Annotated in this window: 4 protein-coding genes; 1 reads left to right on the plus strand and 3 read right to left on the minus strand. The window is 73.8% G+C overall.

Annotation, left to right across the window (positions count from 1 at the left end; genetic code table 11):
• Window positions 1-298 (minus strand): hypothetical protein (locus ABZT03_RS43795; RefSeq protein ID WP_356049848.1); only part of this gene is annotated, 298 nt, incomplete at its 3' end.
• Between the two features lie 229 nt (window positions 299-527).
• Here ABZT03_RS43795 and ABZT03_RS43800 point away from each other — a divergent pair.
• Complete coding sequence (locus tag ABZT03_RS43800; RefSeq protein WP_356049850.1) at window positions 528-1049, plus strand: DsbA family protein; 522 nt, start codon at window positions 528-530, stop codon at window positions 1047-1049.
• A gap of 19 nt (window positions 1050-1068) precedes the next feature.
• Here ABZT03_RS43800 and ABZT03_RS43805 read toward each other — a convergent pair whose 3' ends face one another.
• Window positions 1069-1893 (minus strand): GNAT family N-acetyltransferase, encoded by an 825-nt coding sequence (locus ABZT03_RS43805; protein WP_356049852.1) that lies wholly within the window; start codon window positions 1891-1893, stop codon window positions 1069-1071.
• A gap of 251 nt (window positions 1894-2144) precedes the next feature.
• A partial coding sequence (locus ABZT03_RS43810; RefSeq protein WP_356049853.1) for an aminotransferase class IV occupies window positions 2145-2415 on the minus strand: 271 nt, incomplete at its 5' end.

Raw genomic sequence — 2415 nt, forward strand, 5'->3', positions numbered from 1 at the left:
CCGCTCCGGCTTCCCGGCGCTCGCCGCGCCCGCCGCGCCCGCCGCGCCGGCGTTCCACGGCACGGGTGGTCGCGAACAGGGCCCAGGCCCCGCCGAGCACGGCGAAGCCCGCCCAGGCCGTGGGACTGAACGCGGTGTCGGCGGCCCAGCCGACGACGCCGGTCATCACCAGCCCGACGGGCACGAGGGAGTAGGCCGCGATGCGGGCGGCCGCGAGGAAGCGCTTGCGGTACGCCGTCACCACCGCGATGCCCAGGCCGGCCGCGGAGACGGCGGAACAGACGGTCTCGGCAATCATCCGGTCCTCCAGGCAGGGTTCGGTCGGGCGGGGCACTTCGTCCCTTCCATCCTGCACCGTCCGCACCCCGCCGGGCCATGCTCCGGCCCGACATCAGGGACATCTCCGGGTCGGCTCCTCCGCAGGTGCCGGTCGACGCCGTACGTCCGCGGGGGGCCCTCGGCGGATCACGCGGGGCGTGCGATCGGTCCGGTTGGGGTGTACGGGTCCGGGCTGGAAGACTGGGCGCATGAGCGACTCCTCCCCCGCCAGGCCCGCCGTCCCCGTTCTGGACGTCTGGTGCGAACTGCAGTGTCCGGACTGCCACAGCGCGCTGGACGACCTGCGTGCCCTGCGTGCCCGGTACGGCGACCGCCTGGAGGTGCGGCTGCGGCACTTCCCGCTGGAGAAGCACACGTACGCCTTCGCCGCAGCGCAGGCCGCCGAGGAGGCCGTAGAGCAGGGCAAGGGCTGGCCGTACGTCGAGGCCGTGCTCGGCCGGGTGACCGAGCTGGACCGCGAGGGCGAGCCGCTCCTCGTCGAGGTGGCCCGTGAACTCGGCCTGGACGCGGAGGAGTTCGACACCGCGCTGATCGACGGCCGGCACATCCTGATCGTGGACGCCGACCAGGCCGAGGGCAAGGCGATCGGCGTCACCGGCACGCCCACCTATGTCATCGGCGGCGAGCGCCTCGACGGGGGCAAGAGCCAGGAGGGGCTGCGCGAGCGCGTCGAGGAGATCGCGGACCGGCTGCTCGCCGAGGGCGCGTGACCCGCGGGGCGCCGGCGTCTCAGAACAGCTCCTTGTAGACGTGGCGGGCGGTCGTCCCGTAGCCGAGTGACTCGTAGAGGCGTTCGGCGGGAGGGTTGCCCGCGAAGACGTTCAGGCGGATGGCCGGCCGGCCCGCCGCGACGGCCTGTGCCTCCGCGAGCAGCATCAGCGTCCTGCCGTGCCCCTGGCCCCGGTAGCGCGGGTCGGTCTCGACGTCGTAGACGAAGGCCCGGCCGTCGCGGGAACCCGTCCACAGCGTGCCGACCGGCGTTCCCTCGTGCTCCAGGACGCTGAACAGCATGCCCTCGGTGGCCAGGCCGTCGGGCAGATGGGTCGCCTGGTCCTTCTCGGCCTTGGCGCGGGCCTGCTCCTCGGGGACACCGCGCTCGATCCAGTCCCGCGCGTAGGCCTCCTTCTCGTGTTCCCGCCAGACCTCGAACTCGGCCGGTGTCATCGCCCGGCCCCGGCTCCCGGCGGGCAGTTCGGGCGGGGTGTCGCCGAGGGGTTTCTCCATGGTGCGGTTGCGCAGGACGTAGCCGAGGGACGTAGCCATCCGCAGTGCCGCCTCGGAATCGGCGGGCACCGACGCCTCGATCCGCCGGCCGCCCCAGCCGCGGGCCACCTCCTCGGCGGCCAGCGCCGCCACCGTGCCCCGGCCGCGCCGCCGGTCCGGCTCCTCGATGCGCAGGTCCAGGATCCGTACCACCGTGGGACCGAACGTGGGACTCGTGCCGAGGTGTATCGCGCCGACGGGACGGCTGTTCACGCAGACCTGGTAGCGACGCGATCGCGTCCCGTCGGCGGCGTGCTGAAGCGGCTCGGTCGGCCGCAGAGTCGTGGTCATCAGGGGAGTTCTACCCGGCGCGAGGCATCGGGTCAGCCGAATATCGGTGAGAAGCGCGGGACGAGCCGACGAGCACGGGCCCTGCGGCTCGCGCACCCGGCGGTGCGAGCGGGCCGACGCTCCGGCCGCGAGGATCACGGCGCGGGCGGATCGTCGGCGTCACGAGGATCGGGTGAAGACCCTTGAGGAATCACGGGACCGGGCAGCCCCGTAACCCCCGCGGCTCACCGCGTCCGCGGCGGCGTCCCGGCTCACGGATCGAGGTCGTCCCCGGACCGCTCGTCGAAGACGCGCATGGCCTTGGCGGTGACCGGGCCCGGCGTGCCGGTGAGTTGGCGGTCGTCGACGCGGTGCACGGCCTGTACGTCCCGCAGGGTGGAGGTCAGGAAGATCTCCTCGGCCCGCTCCAGGACGTCCAGCGGCAGGTCGGTCTCCTTGGCGCCGGTCCACTCGGCGGCCAGCGCCCGGGTGATACCGGCGAGGCAGCCGGAGGCGAGCGGCGGGGTGTGGATCTCGCCGTCG

The organism is Streptomyces sp. NPDC005574 (assembly GCF_040605435.1).
Taxonomy (GTDB): Bacteria; Actinomycetota; Actinomycetes; order Streptomycetales; family Streptomycetaceae; genus Streptomyces.